At 71.6% G+C, this 15674-nt stretch carries 18 protein-coding genes; 13 read left to right on the top strand and 5 right to left on the bottom strand.

Going from position 1 to position 15674, the window contains the following annotated elements:
* The 5 genes from WDZ95_RS04560 to WDZ95_RS04540 are packed head-to-tail and all read left to right on the top strand — an operon-like array spanning position 1 to position 2634.
* Positions 1-834 (top strand): DUF429 domain-containing protein, encoded by an 834-nt coding sequence (locus WDZ95_RS04560; protein ID WP_425776543.1) that lies wholly within the window; start codon positions 1-3, stop codon positions 832-834.
* A gap of 16 nt (positions 835-850) precedes the next feature.
* Positions 851-1348: a 6,7-dimethyl-8-ribityllumazine synthase gene (locus tag WDZ95_RS04555; RefSeq protein ID WP_166230575.1), complete on the top strand. Its 498-nt coding sequence runs from the start codon at positions 851-853 to the stop codon at positions 1346-1348.
* Between the two features lie 8 nt (positions 1349-1356).
* On the top strand, positions 1357-1827 hold the full coding sequence (locus tag WDZ95_RS04550; protein ID WP_425776541.1) for a DM13 domain-containing protein: 471 nt from the start codon (positions 1357-1359) through the stop codon (positions 1825-1827).
* A 50-nt stretch (positions 1828-1877) separates the two neighbouring features.
* Positions 1878-2099, top strand: a complete 222-nt coding sequence (locus tag WDZ95_RS04545; RefSeq protein ID WP_166230579.1) for a hypothetical protein — start codon at positions 1878-1880, stop codon at positions 2097-2099.
* A gap of 40 nt (positions 2100-2139) precedes the next feature.
* Positions 2140-2634 (top strand): thermonuclease family protein, encoded by a 495-nt coding sequence (locus tag WDZ95_RS04540; RefSeq protein WP_425776539.1) that lies wholly within the window; start codon positions 2140-2142, stop codon positions 2632-2634.
* On the opposite strand, the gene WDZ95_RS04535 is transcribed toward WDZ95_RS04540, so the two are convergent.
* From WDZ95_RS04535 to gpmA, 3 genes are all read right to left on the bottom strand, one after another.
* Positions 2620-3375 (bottom strand): HesA/MoeB/ThiF family protein, encoded by a 756-nt coding sequence (locus tag WDZ95_RS04535; RefSeq protein ID WP_425776537.1) that lies wholly within the window; start codon positions 3373-3375, stop codon positions 2620-2622. The genes WDZ95_RS04540 and WDZ95_RS04535 overlap by 15 nt on opposite strands.
* A 49-nt stretch (positions 3376-3424) precedes the next feature.
* Positions 3425-4903 carry a S41 family peptidase gene (locus tag WDZ95_RS04530; RefSeq protein ID WP_166230585.1) on the bottom strand — a complete coding sequence of 493 codons (1479 nt, stop codon included), beginning with the start codon at positions 4901-4903 and terminating at the stop codon, positions 3425-3427.
* A gap of 154 nt (positions 4904-5057) precedes the next feature.
* Positions 5058-5801: a 2,3-diphosphoglycerate-dependent phosphoglycerate mutase gene (gene gpmA, locus WDZ95_RS04525; protein WP_166230587.1), complete on the bottom strand. Its 744-nt coding sequence runs from the start codon at positions 5799-5801 to the stop codon at positions 5058-5060.
* A gap of 87 nt (positions 5802-5888) precedes the next feature.
* On the opposite strand from gpmA, the gene WDZ95_RS04520 reads away from it, so the two are divergent.
* The 4 genes from WDZ95_RS04520 to WDZ95_RS04505 all read left to right on the top strand — a co-directional run bounded on the left by WDZ95_RS04520 (position 5889) and on the right by WDZ95_RS04505 (position 8186).
* A complete protein-coding gene (locus WDZ95_RS04520) occupies positions 5889-6299 on the top strand; it encodes a rhodanese-like domain-containing protein (protein WP_166230589.1) in 411 nt (136 codons plus the stop codon).
* A gap of 34 nt (positions 6300-6333) precedes the next feature.
* On the top strand, positions 6334-6597 hold the full coding sequence (grxC, locus tag WDZ95_RS04515; protein WP_287467996.1) for a glutaredoxin 3: 264 nt from the start codon (positions 6334-6336) through the stop codon (positions 6595-6597).
* 97 nt (positions 6598-6694) lie between these two features.
* Complete coding sequence (gene secB / locus WDZ95_RS04510; RefSeq protein ID WP_166230593.1) at positions 6695-7153, top strand: protein-export chaperone SecB; 459 nt, start codon at positions 6695-6697, stop codon at positions 7151-7153.
* A gap of 10 nt (positions 7154-7163) precedes the next feature.
* Positions 7164-8186, top strand: coding sequence for an NAD(P)H-dependent glycerol-3-phosphate dehydrogenase (locus WDZ95_RS04505; RefSeq protein WP_425776534.1), 1023 nt, complete (start codon positions 7164-7166; stop codon positions 8184-8186).
* A gap of 7 nt (positions 8187-8193) precedes the next feature.
* Here WDZ95_RS04505 and panC read toward each other — a convergent pair whose 3' ends face one another.
* Both panC and panB read right to left on the bottom strand, forming a co-directional pair.
* On the bottom strand, positions 8194-9045 hold the full coding sequence (gene panC, locus WDZ95_RS04500; protein ID WP_425776532.1) for a pantoate--beta-alanine ligase: 852 nt from the start codon (positions 9043-9045) through the stop codon (positions 8194-8196).
* A gap of 34 nt (positions 9046-9079) precedes the next feature.
* Positions 9080-9955 carry a 3-methyl-2-oxobutanoate hydroxymethyltransferase gene (gene panB, locus WDZ95_RS04495; protein WP_166230599.1) on the bottom strand — a complete coding sequence of 292 codons (876 nt, stop codon included), beginning with the start codon at positions 9953-9955 and terminating at the stop codon, positions 9080-9082.
* Positions 9956-10042: 87 nt separating this feature from the next.
* Here panB and nadC point away from each other — a divergent pair, with 87 nt between their 5' ends.
* The 4 genes from nadC to WDZ95_RS04475 all read left to right on the top strand — a co-directional run bounded on the left by nadC (position 10043) and on the right by WDZ95_RS04475 (position 15655).
* Entirely contained in the window at positions 10043-10906 is an 864-nt protein-coding gene (gene nadC / locus WDZ95_RS04490) for a carboxylating nicotinate-nucleotide diphosphorylase (RefSeq protein WP_425776530.1), read from the top strand.
* A gap of 8 nt (positions 10907-10914) precedes the next feature.
* Positions 10915-12021: a quinolinate synthase NadA gene (gene nadA / locus WDZ95_RS04485; RefSeq protein ID WP_425776528.1), complete on the top strand. Its 1107-nt coding sequence runs from the start codon at positions 10915-10917 to the stop codon at positions 12019-12021.
* A 5-nt stretch (positions 12022-12026) separates the two neighbouring features.
* Positions 12027-13793 carry an aminodeoxychorismate synthase component I gene (pabB, locus tag WDZ95_RS04480; protein WP_425776526.1) on the top strand — a complete coding sequence of 589 codons (1767 nt, stop codon included), beginning with the start codon at positions 12027-12029 and terminating at the stop codon, positions 13791-13793.
* A gap of 119 nt (positions 13794-13912) precedes the next feature.
* Entirely contained in the window at positions 13913-15655 is a 1743-nt protein-coding gene (locus WDZ95_RS04475; protein WP_425776524.1) for a ShlB/FhaC/HecB family hemolysin secretion/activation protein, read from the top strand.
* The last annotated feature ends 19 nt before the right edge of the window (positions 15656-15674 follow it).

The raw sequence follows: 15674 nt of genomic DNA, 5'->3' as shown, positions 1-15674 counted from the left end.
ATGACGTGGCAACTCCTGGGCTGTGATTTCACGAGCGCGCCCACTCGCCGCAAGCCCGTGGTGCTCGCCGTGGGCCGCAGCGACCGCGGCCGCGTGGTGCTCGATGCCATCGAGCGCTTCGACTCGCTGGACGCCTGGTCGGCGCGCCTGAGCGCCCCCGGCCCCTGGGTGGGCGGCTTCGACCTGCCCTTCGGCCTGCCGCGCGAGCTGGTCGAAACCCTGGGCTGGCCCACCGACTGGGCCGCCTGCATGGCGCACTACGCGGGCCTGTCGCGCGTGGCCATCCGCGACACCTTCGCCGCGTTCTGCAGCGCCCGGCCCGTGGGCGGCAAGTTCGCGCACCGCGCCACCGACACGCCCGCAGGCTCGAGCCCGAGCATGAAATGGGTGAACCCGCCCGTGGCCTTCATGCTGCACGCGGGGGTGCCGCGCCTGCTGCAGGCGGGTGTGAGCCTGCCTGGCCTGCACGCGGGCGACCCGGCGCGCGTGGCGCTCGAGGCCTACCCGGGTCTGCTCGCGCGCAGCGTGCTCGGCGCCGCCAGCTACAAGAGCGACGACAAGGCCAAGCAGACGCCCGAGCGCCTGATCGCGCGCCGAACGCTGATCAATGCGCTGGAGAACGGCCAGGCGCCGCTGCTGCAGGCCGCGGGCCTGCGCCTCAAACTCAGCCACGCCCAGGCCGACGCGCTGGCCGCCGATGCCAGCGGCGACAGCCTGGACGCGGTGCTGTGCCTGCTGCAGGCCGCCTGGGCCTGCCACCAGCACCAGGCGGGCCACCCGCGCTGGGGGCTGCCCGAAGCCGACCCGCTCGAGGGCTGGATCGTCAGCGCCTGATTCCTACAATGCCGCCATGCCCCAGCAAGCCCCCACCCCGCCAGAACTGCCCCGCCTGCCGCGCGAGCTGCGCTTCGCTTTCGTCGAGGCCTCGTGGCACGCCGACATCGTGCAGCGCTCGCGCGATGCCTTCTTCGCCGAGATGGCACGCGCGGGTTTCGGGCCCGAGGCCATCGACGTGTTCGACGTCGCGGGCGCGTTCGAGATCCCGCTGCACGCACAGCGCCTCGCGCAGTCGGGCCGCTACGCCGCCGTGGTGGGCAGTGCGCTGGTGGTCGACGGCGGTGTGTACCGCCACGACTTCGTCGCCGCGAGCGTGGTGCAGGCCCTCATGCAGGTGCAACTGCAGACCGGCGTGCCGGTGATCTGCGCGGTGCAGGCGCCACACCACTTCCACGAACACGTGGAGCACCGCAAGTTCCTGCAGCAGCACTTCGGCACCAAGGGTGCCGAGGCCGCACAGGCCGTGCTCTTCACGGTGGCGGGCCTGCGCGCCATCGACGCCCAGGGCTGAGGTCTGCCATGCGCCGCGCCGCGCTGCTCACCGTCTCGCACCTCGCGGTGCTGGGCCTGGGGTTCGCTGCGGGCATCTACACCCTGCCGCTGCTGATCGCCCCGCCCGCGCCCGACGGGCAGGCCGTGGCCGCGGCCGCGCAGGGGGCCACGCACACGGGCAGGTTCCGGCGCGACCTGAAAGACAGCGACGCGTTGCACTGGGGCGAGGGCACGGTGAGCGTGAGCGCGACGCGCGTGGTGCTGCAGGGGCGGCTGGCGCCCGGCCCCGACTACAAGCTCTACCTCTCGCCGGTGTTCATCGAGACCGAGGCCGAGTTCGAGCGCCTGAAGCCGCAGATGCAGCGCGTGGGCGACGTGAAGACCTTCGACAACTTCATCGTCGAGCTGCCGGCCGGTGTCGATCCCGCGCGCTTCAACACGGTGATCGTGTGGTGCGAAAGCTTCGGCCAGTTCATCACGGCCGCGCGCTACCGCTGAGCCGGCTGGTGCATCATCGGAGCCATCTACAAACTGGATGGAGGCCTGACATGAATTTCGCCAAAGTGGTCGGTGTCGTTCTCATCGTGGCCGGGGTCATCGGCCTGGTGATGGGCAGCTTCAGCTACACGAAGAACACCGAGGCCGTGAAGCTCGGCCCGGTGGAGCTGTCGGTCAAGCAGAAAGAAACCGTGAACGTGCCGGTGTGGGCCGGCATCGGCGCCATCGCCGTGGGCGTGGTGTTGCTGGTGATGGGTGGCCGCAAGGGCTGAGCGGCCGCGCTTGCGCGGCGGCGCCTGCCTCCTGGCTGCCTTGCTCGCCGGGTGCGCGCCGCTGGCGGCCCGGGCCGACGGGCCCGAGCGCTACGACGCGCGCGTGGTGCGCGTGTTCGACGGCGACACGCTCTGGGTGCAGCCCGCCGATGGCGGGCGCTGGCGCAAGCTGCGGCTCGACGACATCGATGCGCCCGAGATCTGCCAGGCGGGCGGGCTGGCGGCGCGCGACGCCCTGGCCGAGCGGGTGCTGGGCCGCACGGTGCAGGTGGAGCAGCGCGCGCACGACGCCTACGGCCGCGCCATCGTGCGCCTGCAGCTGCAGGGCGAAGACCTGAACCGCTGGCTGGTGCGCACCGGCCATGCCTGGGCCCACCAGTGGCGCGGCAGCGGTCCCTACCTGAACGAAGAAGCGGCGGCGCGCCGCGCCGCGCGCGGCCTGTTCGGGCACGCCGACCCCGAGCCGCCGCGCGATTTCCGCCGCCGACACGGCCCCTGCGAAAACCCGCCCAACGGGCTGTCAGTGCCCCGTTGATCCGCAGACCGGGCAGCCGGGCTGGCGCGGCAGCGCGATCTCGTTGAAGGCCAGGTCGCGGCCTTCGATCATGAGCAGCCGCCCCACCAGGCGCGAGCCCATGCCGCTGAGCAGCTTGAGCGCCTCGGCCGCCTGCAGCGTGCCGACGATGCCCACCAGCGGCGCGAACACGCCCATGGTGGCGCAGCGCACCTCTTCGACGCCGCTGTCCTCGGGGAACACGCAGGCGTAGCAGGGCGCCTCGGGCTGGCCCGCGTCGTACACGCCGAGCTGGCCATCGAACCGGATCGCCGCGCCCGAGACCAGCGGCTTGCGGTGCGTCACGCAGGCGCGGTTGATGGCGTGGCGCGTGGTGAAGTTGTCGCTGCAGTCGATCACCACGTCGGCCGTGGGCACGAGCGCGTCGAGCAGGGCGGCATCGGCGCGCTGCACCAGCGGCGTCACCTGCACGTCGGGGTTGATGGCGGCAATCGCCTCACGCACCGATTCGGCCTTGGGCCGCCCCACGCCCGCGAGCTTGTGCGCGATCTGGCGCTGCAGGTTGGTTTCGTCGACCGTGTCGTGGTCGACCACGGTCAGGCGGCCCACACCCGCGCTGCCCAGGTACAGCGCCACCGGCGAGCCGAGGCCGCCCGCACCGATCACGAGCGCGTGTGAGGCCAGGAGCCTGTCCTGGCCTTCCACGCCGAGTTCGTCGAGCAGGATGTGGCGCGAGTAGCGCAGCAGCTGGGCGTCGTTCACGCGTTTTCGCGCCGGTGGAATGGCGGGCAGGGCCGGGGCCCCGCGGCCATCAGTTTTCCTTCTTCTCTTCGGGGCGCACGGTCTGCGACTTGCTCACCAGCACCGGACGGCCCTTGAGCTGGTTGAGCGCCTGCTGCACCTGGAAGTCCTTGTCGCTGCCGAACTCCGGCACCAGGCGCTGGCCCGGGTTCTTCTTGGCTTCTTCCTCGAGCTTCTTGCGCGCGGCCTCGCGCGCCTCGTCGCGCTTTTGCTCGGCCTCGCGCTGGGCGTCGGTCATGGGGCCGTGCGGCGAGGCGCCCAGGCTGTTGTTGAGGTCGGCTTCGCGGGTGCGCAGCGCCGCGAACAGGTTGCCGTCGGGCGTTTCATCGACCATCACGTCGGGCACGATGCCCTTGCCCTGGATCGACACGCCCGAGGGGGTGTAGTAGCGGGCAGTGGTGAGCTTGAGGCCGGTGTCGGGGCCGAGCGGGCGCACCGTCTGCACCGAGCCCTTGCCGAAGGTCTGGCTGCCCATGATGGTGGCGCGCTTGTGGTCCTGCAGCGCGCCGGCCACGATCTCGCTGGCCGAGGCCGAGCCTTCGTTGACCAGCACCACCAGCGGGATGCGCTTGTAGATGCCGCCCGTGGCCTCGGTGAGGCGGCGCACCGGGTCGTTGCCGCCGCGGCGCAGGTAGTGCTGGGGCGCGGCTTTGTAGACGAACTTGCTCTCTTCGAGCTGGCCGTTGGTGGACACCACGGTCACGTTCTCGGGCAGGAACACGGCCGACAGCGCCACCGCGGCGTCGAGCAGGCCGCCAGGGTCGTTGCGCAGGTCGAGCACCAGGCCCTTGAGCTTGGGGTCGGCCTTGTAGATGTCTTCGAGCTTGCGCGCGAAGTCATCGGTGGTGCGCTCCTGGAACTGCGACACCCGCACCCAGGCGTAACCGGGTTCGAGGGTGCGCGACTTGACGCTCACGGTCTTGATCTCTTCGCGCGTGATGGTCACGCTGAAGCTGCGGTCTTCGTCCTTGCGCAGCACCGTGAGCAGCACTTTGGTGCGCGGCTCGCCGCGCATGAGCTTGACGGCCTCGTTGATGCTCAGGCCCTTGACGGTGGTGTCGTCGATCTTGGTGATCAGGTCGCCGCTCTTGAGACCGGCGCGGAAGGCGGGCGAGTCTTCGATCGGCGAGACCACCTTGACCAGGCCGTCTTCCATGGTGATCTCGATGCCCACGCCCACGAAGCGGCCGCTCGTGCCTTCGCGGAATTCCTTGAACGACTTCTTGTCGAAGTACTGCGAGTGCGGGTCGAGACTGGCCACCATGCCCGAGATGGCCTCGGAGATCAGCTTCTTCTCGTCGACCGGCTCGACGTAGTCGGTCTTGACCATGCCGAACACGGCCGACAGCTGTTGCAGTTCTTCAAGCGGCAGCGGCGCCAGCGTGTTGCGCGCCACGGCCTGCAGTTGCACGGTGGTGAGAGCGCCGGCCACCGCGCCGATGGCCACCCAGCCAACGATCTTGAGCCTGGAAGCGACCTGGTTCGTCATGGAAAACACCTTTGCGAGAACGCGCGCGGGTCCACAAACCCACGCTGGGCCAATATACACCTTGGAGGATGGCCCACTGCAGGGGTTCCCCATCCCGGAGGCCGCGTTTTCCCGATGGGCGTGACGTCCGTCCGGTCCGGCCGGACGCCGCCGATCAGGCCTTGCCCTGGGCGGCCACGGCCGCCGCGGCCCGGGCCGCGGCTTCCGCATCGCCCAGGTAATAGCGGCGGATCGGCTTGAGGTCGGCGTCGAGCTCGTACACCAGCGGAATGCCGTTGGGGATGTTCAGGCCCACGATGTCGGCATCGGAGATGCCGTCGAGGTACTTCACGAGCGCGCGGATGCTGTTGCCGTGCGCGGCCACCACCACGCGCTTGCCCGACTGGATCGCGGGCGCGAGCGCCTCGGTCCAGAAGGGAATCACGCGGGCCACGGTGTCCTTGAGGCATTCGGTCAGCGGGATGTCCTCGGGCTTGAGGCGGGCATAGCGGCGGTCGTTGCGCTCGCTGCGCGGGTCGCTCGGCTCCAGGGCCGGCGGCGGCGTGTCGTAGCTGCGGCGCCAGACCAGCACCTGCTCGTCGCCGTACTGGGCGGCCATGTCGGCCTTGTTCAGGCCCTGCAGGGCGCCGTAGTGGCGCTCGTTCAGGCGCCAGCTCTTCACCACCGGCAGCCAGGTGCGGTCCATGGCATCGAGCACGTGCCAGAGCGTGTGGATGGCGCGCTTGAGCACGCTGGTGTAGGCGACGTCGAAGTCGTAGCCCTCGGCCTTGAGCAACTGGCCCGCCGACAGGGCCTGGCTCACGCCGGTGGGCGTGAGGTCCACGTCGGTCCAGCCGGTGAAGCGGTTTTCGAGGTTCCAGGTGGATTCGCCGTGGCGGATCAGGACGAGCTTGTACATGGCGCGCAGGATTCGGGGTTGATGGGGCAGGGCGGCAAACCGCGCATTCTAAAATCCCGGGCTTTGCTGATTCGCCAAGGTGCACACGTGAGCTTCTTCATCGACAACTGGACCCTGATCGCCGTGGCCATCGCCTCGGGCGGCATGCTGCTGTGGCCCGCCGTCAAGGCCGGGGGCCGCGCGGGCACCCTCAACGCCAACGACGCGGTGATGCTCATGAACCGCGAGAAGGCGGTCGTGATCGATGTCTCCGACGCCGAGACCTTCGCCGCCGGCCACATCGTCGGTGCGAAGCACATCGGGCTCGACGAGCTCGAGGCCAAGCTGCCCACCGCGGTGAAGAACAAGAACAGCACGCTGATCTTCGTCTGCCCGAACGGCGCGCGCGCCAACAAGGGCGTGGCCGTGGCCAAAAAGCTCGGCTACGAGAAGGCCCATTCCCTGACCGGCGGCATGGGTGCCTGGCGCACGGCCAACCTGCCGGTCGAAAAAGCCTGAACATCGCGGCTCCGGTTTTTCTCCAGACGCCCGCATGTCCCGCAAAGTCACCATCTACTCCAGCGACTACTGCCCGTACTGCCACCGCGCCAAGGCCCTGCTGCAGGCCCGCGGCGTGAGCGACTACGAAGAGATCGTGGTCGACGGCCAGCCCGAACTGCGCTCGCGCATGACCCAGCTCACCGGGCGCACCAGCGTGCCGCAGATCTTCATCGGCGACACCCACGTGGGCGGCTGCGACGACCTGCACGCGCTCGACGCTCGCGGCGGTCTCGCACCGCTGCTGGCCGCGGCCTGACGCCGGCCCGCCATCCGCGGCTGACATAATCCGCCGCTGTGCCCGCTGAGGGAACGACCCCAGCGGGCTTTTTCATTCCCGACACCCGAGACGCACCATGGCCGACACCGACACCCCCGTCTTCCAGATCCAGCGCATCTACCTCAAGGAGGCTTCGCTGGAGCAGCCCAATTCGCCGGCCATCCTGCTCGAGCAGGAGCAGCCCACGGTCGACATCCAGCTCGGGGTGGACGCCCAGCCCGTGGCCGAGGGCGTGTACGAGGTGCGCGTGACCGCCACCGTGACCACCAAGATCAAGGACAAGACGGTGTTCCTGGTCGAGTGCAAGCAGGCCGGCATCTTCGAGATCCGCAACCTGCCCGAAGACCAGATGGCGCCGATCATGGGCATCGCCTGCCCGCAGATCGTCTACCCGTACCTGCGCGGCAATGTGGCCGACCTGATCCAGCGTGGCGGCTTCCCGCCCGTGCATCTGGCCGAGATCAACTTCCAGGCCATGTACGAGCAGCAGCAGGCCGGCCAGGACACGGCCGAAGCCCCGCGCATCATCACCTGAGCGTTCGCGCATGACGCTTGCGCCAACGCCGCACACCGTGGTGCTGGGCGCCGGCGCCTGGGGCACGGCCCTGGCCATCGGCGCCGCGCGCCACGGCGCGGCCCGTGTGACGCTGTGGGCACGCGACCCCGCCCAGGCCGCGACCCTGGCGGCGCGGCGCGAGAACCCGCGCTACCTGCCCGGCCAGGCGCTGCCCGACACCTTGCAGGTCACCAGCGGCGACGCCCTGGCCCTGGCCGCCAGCGCCGACCTGGTGGTGATCGGCACGCCCATGGCCGCCCTGCGCGAATGGCTCACGGCCCTGCGCGGTTTGCAGGCGCCCGTGGCCTGGCTGTGCAAAGGCTTCGAGCGCGCCCCCGCCGACGACCAGCCCGGCCTGCTCGGCCATGAAATCGCCGCCCGGGTCGCCCCCGCGCTGCGCACCGGCGTGCTCAGCGGCCCGAGCTTCGCGCTCGAGGTCGCGCGCGGCCAGCCCACGGCGCTGGTTGCCGCGAGCGCGCACGCCGCCGTGCGCGACGCCCTGGTGGCCGCCTTCCACGGTCCCACGCTGCGCGTGTACGCCAACGACGACGTGGCCGGCGTGGAGGTGGGCGGTGCGGTGAAGAACGTGCTGGCCATCGCCACGGGTTTGTGCGACGGCCTCGACCTGGGCCTGAACGCGCGCGCCGCACTGATCACGCGCGGCCTGGCCGAGATCACGCGCCTGGGCCTGGCGCTGGGCGCGCGGCCCGATACCTTCATGGGCCTGTCGGGCCTGGGCGACCTGGTGCTCACGGCCACCGGCGATCTGTCGCGCAACCGGCAGGTGGGCCTGCTGCTCGCGCGCGGGCAGACGCTGGAGCAGGCCGTGGCCTCGCTGGGCCACGTGGCCGAAGGCGTCTACAGCGCGCGCACCGTGGCGCAGCGCGCGCGCCAGCTCGGTGTGGACATGCCGATCACCGAGGCCGTGGTGGCCCTGCTCGAAGGCCGGCTGCGGCCCGCTCAGGCCGTGGCCATGCTCATGGGGCGCGATCCCAAGAGCGAAGGCGCCTGAGGCGCGCTCAGATCTCGAGGTTGTCGATCAGGCGCGTGCTGCCCAGGCGCGCCGCGCCCAGCACCACCAGCGCATCGCCGGCCTTGGGCGGCTGCAGGTCGTCGCGGCGGCGCACCGTGAGGTAATCGGGTTGCCAGCCGCGCGCGGCCAGCGCCTGCATGGCACGTGCCTCGAGCGCCGGCAGGTGGCGCTCCAGGCCGTCGGCCGCGGCCAGGGCGTCGCGGCCCAGCGCGCGCAGCGCGAGCGAGAGCTGCACCGCCTCGGCGCGCTCGGTCTCGCTCAGGTAGCCGTTGCGCGAGCTCAGCGCCAGGCCGTCGGGCGCGCGCTCGGTGGCGCCGGCCACGATGTCGATCGGCATGGCGAACTGCTTCACCATGCGCCGGATCACGAGCTGCTGCTGGTAGTCCTTGAGGCCGAAGACCGCGGTGCGCGGGCCCTTGGCCTCGCTGAACACGCACTGGAACAGCTTCATCACGACGGTGCACACGCCGGTGAAGAAGCCCGGGCGGAAGTGCCCTTCGAGGAGGTCGGCGAGGTCGGCGGGCGGCTGCACCTTGTAGCCCTGGGGCTCGGGGTACATCTCGCGCTCGCTGGGCGCGAACACCAGGTCGCAGCCCGTGGCCTGCAGTTTCTCGCAATCGGCCTCGAGGGTGCGCGGGTAGGTGTCGAAGTCTTCGTGGGGCGCGAACTGCAGGCGGTTGACGAAGATGCTCGCGACGGTGACGTCGCCGCGCGCCTTGGCGGCCTTGACGAGCGCGAGGTGGCCGGCGTGCAGGTTGCCCATGGTGGGCACCAGGGCGGGCGAGTCGTACGGCCGGAGCGCGTCGCGCAGGTCGGCGATGGTGTGGACGAGTTTCATGGAAACGAAGGGAAGACCGGCCGTGCCGGGACGCTCACCAGGCGTGCAGGGAGTCGTCGGGGAAGGAGCCGTCTTTCACGGCCCGCACGTAGTTGCTCATGGCCTCGCGCACCGAGCCGGCGCCGTCCATGAAGTTGCGCACGAACTTCGGGTTCTTGCCGAGGTTCACGCCCAGCATGTCGTGCATCACGAGCACCTGGCCCGCGGTGCCCTTGCCCGCGCCGATGCCGATGGTGTGGCAGTGCGGCAGCTGCTGCGTGATCTCGGTGGCGAGCGCCGCGGGGACCATCTCGAGCACCAGCATGGTGGCGCCAGCGTCCTGCAGTTCGAGCGCGTGGCGCTTGAGCGTGAGCGCGGCCTGGTCGCCGCGGCCCTGCACGCGGTAGCCGCCCAGCGCGTGCACCGTCTGCGGCGTGAGGCCCAGGTGCGCGCAGACCGGAATGCCGCGCTCCACGAGGAAGCGCACGGTCTCGGCGGTCCAGCCGCCGCCTTCGAGCTTGACCATGTGTGCGCCCGCGTGCACGAGTGCGGCGGCGCTGCGCATGGCCTGCTCTTTCGATTCGTGGTAGCTGCCGAAGGGCAGGTCGCCCAGCAGCCAGGCCGTGCCCTGCACGCGGCGCAGGCCGCGCGCCACGCTTTCCACGTGGTAGGCCATGGTCTCGAGCGTGACGCCCGAGGTGCTGGCCAGGCCCTGGCAGACCATGCCGAGCGAGTCGCCCACCAGCAGGCATTCCACGCCCGCGGCATCGGCCACGGCCGCGAAGGTCGCGTCGTAGGCGGTGAGCATGGTGATCTTCTCGCCGCGCTCGCGCATCTCGGCCAGGCGGGGCAGGCTCACGGGCTTGCGCGCGGGCAACGGCGACGCGGTGGGCAAGGTGCCGTACGGCGTGGCGGAGGTGGGGTTGCTCATGTCTGGGACCGGTGCCGGGCCGGGCGGTGAACGAGAATGGCGGACTATAGTGCATCGCACCATGAAGGTGCCCAGCCCTTTCCCACGATGAAACACCTCTCCGAATTCGACGCCGCCGACCTCGCCGCGCTGGCCGCGCAGGACGTGGCGCGGGCCCTGGCCGAAGACGTGGCCACGGGCGATCTCACCGCTGCGCTGGTGGATCCGCAGCGCCCGGCGCGTGCGCGCATCCTGGCGCGCGAGAGCGCGATCGTCTGCGGCCAGCCCTGGGTCGAGGCCGCGGTGCGCGCGCTCGATCCGCAGGCCCGCCTGCGCTGGCACGTGGCCGAGGGCGCGCGCTGCGAGGCCGATCAGACCGTGCTCTCCATCGAAGGCCGCGCGCAGCCGCTGCTGACGGCCGAGCGCACGGCGCTGAACTTCCTGCAACTGCTGTCGGCCGTGGCCACGCAGACCGCGGTCTACGTGGCCGCCGTGGCGGGCACGCGCGCGGCCATCGTGGACACGCGCAAGACCCTGCCCGGCCTGCGGCTGGCGCAGAAGTACGCGGTGAAGACCGGCGGTGGCGTGAACCACCGCATCGGCCTGTTCGACGCGGTGCTCATCAAGGAGAACCACATCGCCGCGGCCGGCGGCGTGGCCGCGGTGCTGCAACGGGTGCGCGAGACCGCGCCCGCGGCGCGCTTCGTCGAGATCGAGGTGGAAACCCTGGCGCAGCTCGACGAGGCCCTGGCCTGCGGCGCCACCATGGTGCTGCTCGACAACATGGACCTTGCCACGCTGCACGAGGCGGTGCGCCGCAACGCCGGCCGCGCCATCCTCGAGATCTCCGGCGGCGTCAACCTGTCCACCGTGCGCGCCCTTGCAGAAACCGGCGTGGACCGCATCTCCATCGGCGCCCTCACCAAAGACGTGAAGGCCATCGATTTCTCCATGCGCTTCGAAGCGCTCTGAGGCACCCCATGAGCCAAGCCACCGGCATCATCGACGTCGAATACGAACAGCCCGCCTGCCCCACGCAGCACGCCTGGGCGCGCGTGCCCGTGGAGCCCGGTCCGAAGCAGCGCGCCGAGCTCAAGGAGCGCATCAAGCGGCTGCTCAAGGAACGCAACGCGGTCATGGTGTCGCACTACTACGTGCACCCCGACCTGCAAGACCTCGCGATCGAAACCGGCGGCATCGTGAGCGACTCGCTCGAAATGGCGCGCTTCGGCCGCGACCACGCGGCCAGCACGCTGGTGGTCTCGGGCGTGCGCTTCATGGGCGAGACGGCCAAGATCCTGAGCCCCGAGAAGACCGTGCTCATGCCCGACCTCGACGCCAACTGCTCGCTCGACCTCGGCTGCCCCATCGGCGAGTTCAGCGCCTTCTGCGACGCCCACCCCGACCGCACCGTGGTGGTCTACGCCAACACCAGCGCGGCCGTGAAGGCGCGCGCCGACTGGCTGGTGACCAGCAGCTGCGCGCTCGACATCGTGCGCGCGCTCAAGGACAAGGGCCACAAGATCCTGTGGGCGCCCGACAAGCACCTGGGCGGCTACATCCAGCGCGAGACCGGCGCCGACTTGCTGATGTGGAACGGCTCGTGCATCGTGCACGACGAGTTCAAGGCCTTCGAGCTCGAAGCGCTCAAGAAGGAACACCCGAAGGCCAAGGTGCTGGTGCACCCCGAGAGCCCGGCCGAGGTGGTGGCGCTGGCCGATGCCGTGGGCTCGACCTCGGCCATCCTCAAGGCCGCGAAAGAGCTCGACGCGCCCGAGTTCATCGTCGCCACCGACAAGGGCATGATGCACATGCTGCGCCAGCAGAACCCGGGCAAGCTGTTCATCGAAGCGCCCACCGCGGGCAACAGCGCCACCTGCAAGAGCTGCGCGCACTGCCCCTGGATGGCCATGAACGGCCTGGCCGGCGTGGCCGAGGTGCTCGAGAAGGGCCTCAACCGCATCGAGGTCGACCCGGCGCTGATCCCGCGCGCGCGCCTGCCCATCGACCGCATGCTGGCCTTCACCGCCGCGCACAAGGCGGGCCGCGACGCCGGCGCGCTGGTGCCCGACATCGGCGCGGCCTGATCCCCATGCCGGCCCCGCGCGTGCACGCGCGGCTGGCCTTCGCGGCCAGCGGGCTCGCGGGCCACGGCCCGCTCCACCTCGACTTCGGCGCCCCGCGCGCCGTGCTGCAGGCCTCGCACCTGGGCGAGGTGCGTGCGGTGATCGACGCCGCCGAGGCCGCCGCACAGGCCGGCGCCTGGGTGGTGGGCTGGCTCGCCTACGAGGCCGCGGGCGCGTTCGACGCCGCCTTGCCCACGCACGCGCCCCAGGGCCCGCTGGCCTGGTTCGGCGTGCACGACGCGCCGCTGGACGGTCCCGCGCCCGCTGCCGGCAATGACCCCGCCCCGCGCGCCGCCTGGGCCGACACGCCCACCGAGCGCGCTGCCTTCGACGCCCACGTGCAGGCGCTGCTGCAGGCCATCGCACACGGCGAGCTCTACCAGGCCAACCTCACCACGCGCTGGGCCGGCACCTTGCAGCAGGGCAGTGCGCTCGCGCTGTTCGAGGCGCTGCGGCGCGAGCAGCCTGCCGACTGGGCGGTGTTCGTTGACGCGGGCGCGCAGCAGGTGCTCAGCGCCTCGCCCGAGCTGTTCTTCGACTGGGACCGCGAGCACGTGCTCACGCGCCCCATGAAGGGCACCGCGCCGCGCGGCCGCGACGCGGCCGACGACGCGGCGCTGGCCGCGCAGCTCCAGGCCAGCCCCAAGGAACGCGCCGAGAACGTGATGGTGGTCGACCTGCTGCGCAACGACCTCTCGCGCGTGGCGCGGCCGGGCTCGGTGCAGGTGCCCGCGCTGTTCGAGGCGCGGGCCCTGCCCACGGTCTGGCAGATGACCTCCGACGTGCGCGCGCGCACGCGCCCTGGCACGCGGCTGTTCGATCTGCTGCAGGCGCTGTTCCCCTGCGGCTCGGTCACGGGCGCGCCCAAGCGCCAGGCCATGCGCCGCATCGTTCAGCACGAAGACAGCGCGCGTGGCGTGTACTGCGGCGCGGTGGGCGTGCTGCGGCCCGGCGGCGGCGCCACCTTCAACGTGGGCATCCGCACCGTGGCCGTGCGCGGCCGCGAACTGTCGCTGGGCGTGGGCAGCGGCATCACGGCCGGTTCGCTCGCGCGCAGCGAATGGCGCGAATGGCAGCACAAGGCGGCCTTCGCGCAGCGCGCGGCCGAGCCCTTCGAACTGCTGGAAACGCTCGCGCTCGACGGCGGCCACTGGCGCCACGAGGCGCTGCACCGCGAACGCATGGCGGCCTCGGCGCGCCACTTCGGTTTCGCCTGGACCGCGGCCGCCTGGGCGCAGGCGCTGCGGGCCGTGGCCAGCGCGCACCCCGCCGGCCTCTGGCGCGTGCGTGTGCTGGGCGCGCGCGACGGCCGCATCGTGGCCACCGCCCACGCCCTGGCCGGTACGCCGCTGCCGGTGCGCCTGGTGCTGGCCGAGCGGCCCTTCCTCGCGGCGCACTCGCCCTTCGTGCGCCACAAGACCACACGGCGCGCGCCCTACGAAGCCGCCGAACAGGCCGCGCCCGGCGTGTTCGACACGCTGCTGTGGAACGACGACGGCGAGCTCACCGAGTGCACGCGCGGCAACGTCGCGCTGCGCTTCGAGGGCGAGGGCTGGCTCACGCCCGCGCTGGACGGCGGGCTGCTGCCCGGCATCGGGCGGCAGGTGGCGCTGGCCGAAGGCCGCGTGCGCGAAGCGGTGCTGCCGCGCGAGCGCCTGCATGAGGCGCGCGAGATCGCGTTCTTGAACAGCCTGCGCGGCTGGCTGCCTGCGGTGATCGCCGCTCAGGGCTGACCCGGCCGGGCACGCGCCGCCGCGCCCTGGGCGCACCTTGCGGCCCACCCATACCCCCCGCCCGTTGTGGCCCGGCGCAACGCATGTAATGCGCGGCTTGTTCCGCTTGCTCCCTTGCCGTGCGCCTGTTCCGCTTCGTGTTTTCCGCTTGGCCATTCGCCCCGCGCATTGGCGTTCGCATCGGCGTGTGCCTGGGCCTGTTCGCCGCACTGCAGGGCGCGCTCGCCAGCCCGCCGGCCGCCGCCGAGCGCGCCGAGGCCGAGCAGCGCCGCATCGACGAGCGCGCCCGCCAGCAGCGCGAGCTGCTGCAACCGCGCGCAGACGCACCCCAGCGGCCCGACCTCGCGCTGCCTGCGCTCGATTGGCCTGAGGCCGAAGCACCCTGCGTGGTGATCCGCTCGGTGGGGCTCGCCGGTGGCGATGCCGAGCGCTTCGGCTTCGTGCTCGACGACATCGTCTCCGGCCCCGATCCCGCCATCGGCCGGTGCCTGGGGGCGCAAGGCATCACGGTGGCGGTCGAGCGTGCGCAGCGCGCGCTGGTGCGCGAGGGGTACGTGACCACCCGGGTGCTGGTCGGGCCGCAAGACCTCGGGCCCGGTCGGCTGGTGCTGAGCGTGCTGCCCGGTCGGCTGCATGCCCTGCGTTTCGCCGCAGGCACCAGCCCGCGCGCCACGCTGCGCAATGCCTTGCCGATGCGCCCGGGCGATGTCCTCAACCTGCGCGACATCGAGCAGGGCCTGGAGAACTTCCGGCGATTGCCCAGCGTGGCGAGCGAGGTCTTCATCGAGCCCGCCGACGATGCGTCCGCGAGCGATCTGCGCATCGTCTGGCAGCAGGCGAAACCCTGGCGGCTGAACGCGTCGATCGACGACAGCGGCTCCCGGGCCACCGGCCGCTACATGGCCAGCCTCACGCTCAGCGTCGACCATGGCCTGACGCTCAACGACCTGTTCTACCTCACGCTCAACCACGACCTGGGCGGCGGCGAGCCGGGCATCCGCGGCAACAACGGCCACACGGCGCACTACTCGCTGCCCTGGGGCTACTGGCTGCTGGGCTTCACCGCCGCGCACAGCCAGTACCACCAGAACGTGGCGGGCCCGTTCGAGAACTTCGTCTACAGCGGCACCAGCGACAACGCCGAGCTCAGCCTCACGCGGCTGCTGCGCCGCGATGCCCGGGGCAAGACCGGCATGGCCGTGAAGGCCTGGGCCCGGCGCGCCGACACCGCCATCGACGGCACCGAGGTGGAGCCCCAGCGCCGCGCCACCGGGGGTTGGGAGCTGGGCCTCTTCCACCGCCAGGCGTTCGCCAGCGCCACGCTGGACCTGCAGCTGTCGCACCGGCGCGGAACCGCGGCGTTCAACGCCTTGCCGGCCCCCGAGCAGAGCGATGGCGAAGGCACCTCGCGCCTGCGCGTGACCACGCTGGACACCAGCCTGCAGGCGCCATGGCGGGCCGCCGGCCTGCGCGGCCGCGTGCAGACCACGCTGCGCGCCCAGCACAACGGCACCGCCTTGCCCGCGCCCGACCGCTTCGCCATCGGCGGGCGCTACACCGTGCGCGGCTTCGACGGCGAAACCAGCCTGTCCGGCGATCGCGGGGTGCTGCTGCGCAACGAGCTTGGTCTGTCGCTCGGTGCCTCGCCGCACGAGGCCTACCTGGGCCTGGACCACGGCCGCGTCGGTGGCCCATCGACCCGCTGGATGAGCGGGCGCCGCCTCACGGGCGCGGTGGTCGGCCTGCGCGGCAGCGCCGGCCCTTGCGCCTACGACCTCTTCCTCGGCTGGCCGCTCCAGCGGCCCGCCACGTTTCGCACATCCAGCGCCACCGCCGGCTTCAGCCTGAGCGCCGCGTTCTGAATCGCCCTTGTCCCCATCG

It is taken from the genome of Hydrogenophaga sp. T2 (genome assembly GCF_049843535.1).
GTDB lineage: Bacteria > Pseudomonadota > Gammaproteobacteria > Burkholderiales > Burkholderiaceae_C > Hydrogenophaga > Hydrogenophaga crocea.
The sequence above is the reverse complement of the archived record's forward strand: the minus strand, read 5'-3'. Positions and strand labels throughout refer to the sequence as shown.

Excerpts from the sequence above, each read along its gene's own strand:
- WDZ95_RS04560 (WP_425776543.1), top strand. The coding sequence starts at position 1 with ATGACGTGGCAACTCCTGGGCTGTGATTTCACGAGCGCGCCCACTCGC.
- WDZ95_RS04555 (WP_166230575.1), top strand. The coding sequence starts at position 851 with ATGCCCCAGCAAGCCCCCACCCCGCCAGAACTGCCCCGCCTGCCGCGC.
- WDZ95_RS04550 (WP_425776541.1), top strand. The coding sequence starts at position 1,357 with ATGCGCCGCGCCGCGCTGCTCACCGTCTCGCACCTCGCGGTGCTGGGC.
- WDZ95_RS04545 (WP_166230579.1), top strand. The coding sequence starts at position 1,878 with ATGAATTTCGCCAAAGTGGTCGGTGTCGTTCTCATCGTGGCCGGGGTC.
- WDZ95_RS04530 (WP_166230585.1), bottom strand. The coding sequence starts at position 4,903 with ATGACGAACCAGGTCGCTTCCAGGCTCAAGATCGTTGGCTGGGTGGCC.
- gpmA (WP_166230587.1), bottom strand. The coding sequence starts at position 5,801 with ATGTACAAGCTCGTCCTGATCCGCCACGGCGAATCCACCTGGAACCTC.
- grxC (WP_287467996.1), top strand. The coding sequence starts at position 6,334 with ATGTCCCGCAAAGTCACCATCTACTCCAGCGACTACTGCCCGTACTGC.
- secB (WP_166230593.1), top strand. The coding sequence starts at position 6,695 with ATGGCCGACACCGACACCCCCGTCTTCCAGATCCAGCGCATCTACCTC.
- WDZ95_RS04505 (WP_425776534.1), top strand. The coding sequence starts at position 7,164 with ATGACGCTTGCGCCAACGCCGCACACCGTGGTGCTGGGCGCCGGCGCC.
- panC (WP_425776532.1), bottom strand. The coding sequence starts at position 9,045 with ATGAAACTCGTCCACACCATCGCCGACCTGCGCGACGCGCTCCGGCCG.
- panB (WP_166230599.1), bottom strand. The coding sequence starts at position 9,955 with ATGAGCAACCCCACCTCCGCCACGCCGTACGGCACCTTGCCCACCGCG.
- nadC (WP_425776530.1), top strand. The coding sequence starts at position 10,043 with ATGAAACACCTCTCCGAATTCGACGCCGCCGACCTCGCCGCGCTGGCC.
- nadA (WP_425776528.1), top strand. The coding sequence starts at position 10,915 with ATGAGCCAAGCCACCGGCATCATCGACGTCGAATACGAACAGCCCGCC.
- pabB (WP_425776526.1), top strand. The coding sequence starts at position 12,027 with ATGCCGGCCCCGCGCGTGCACGCGCGGCTGGCCTTCGCGGCCAGCGGG.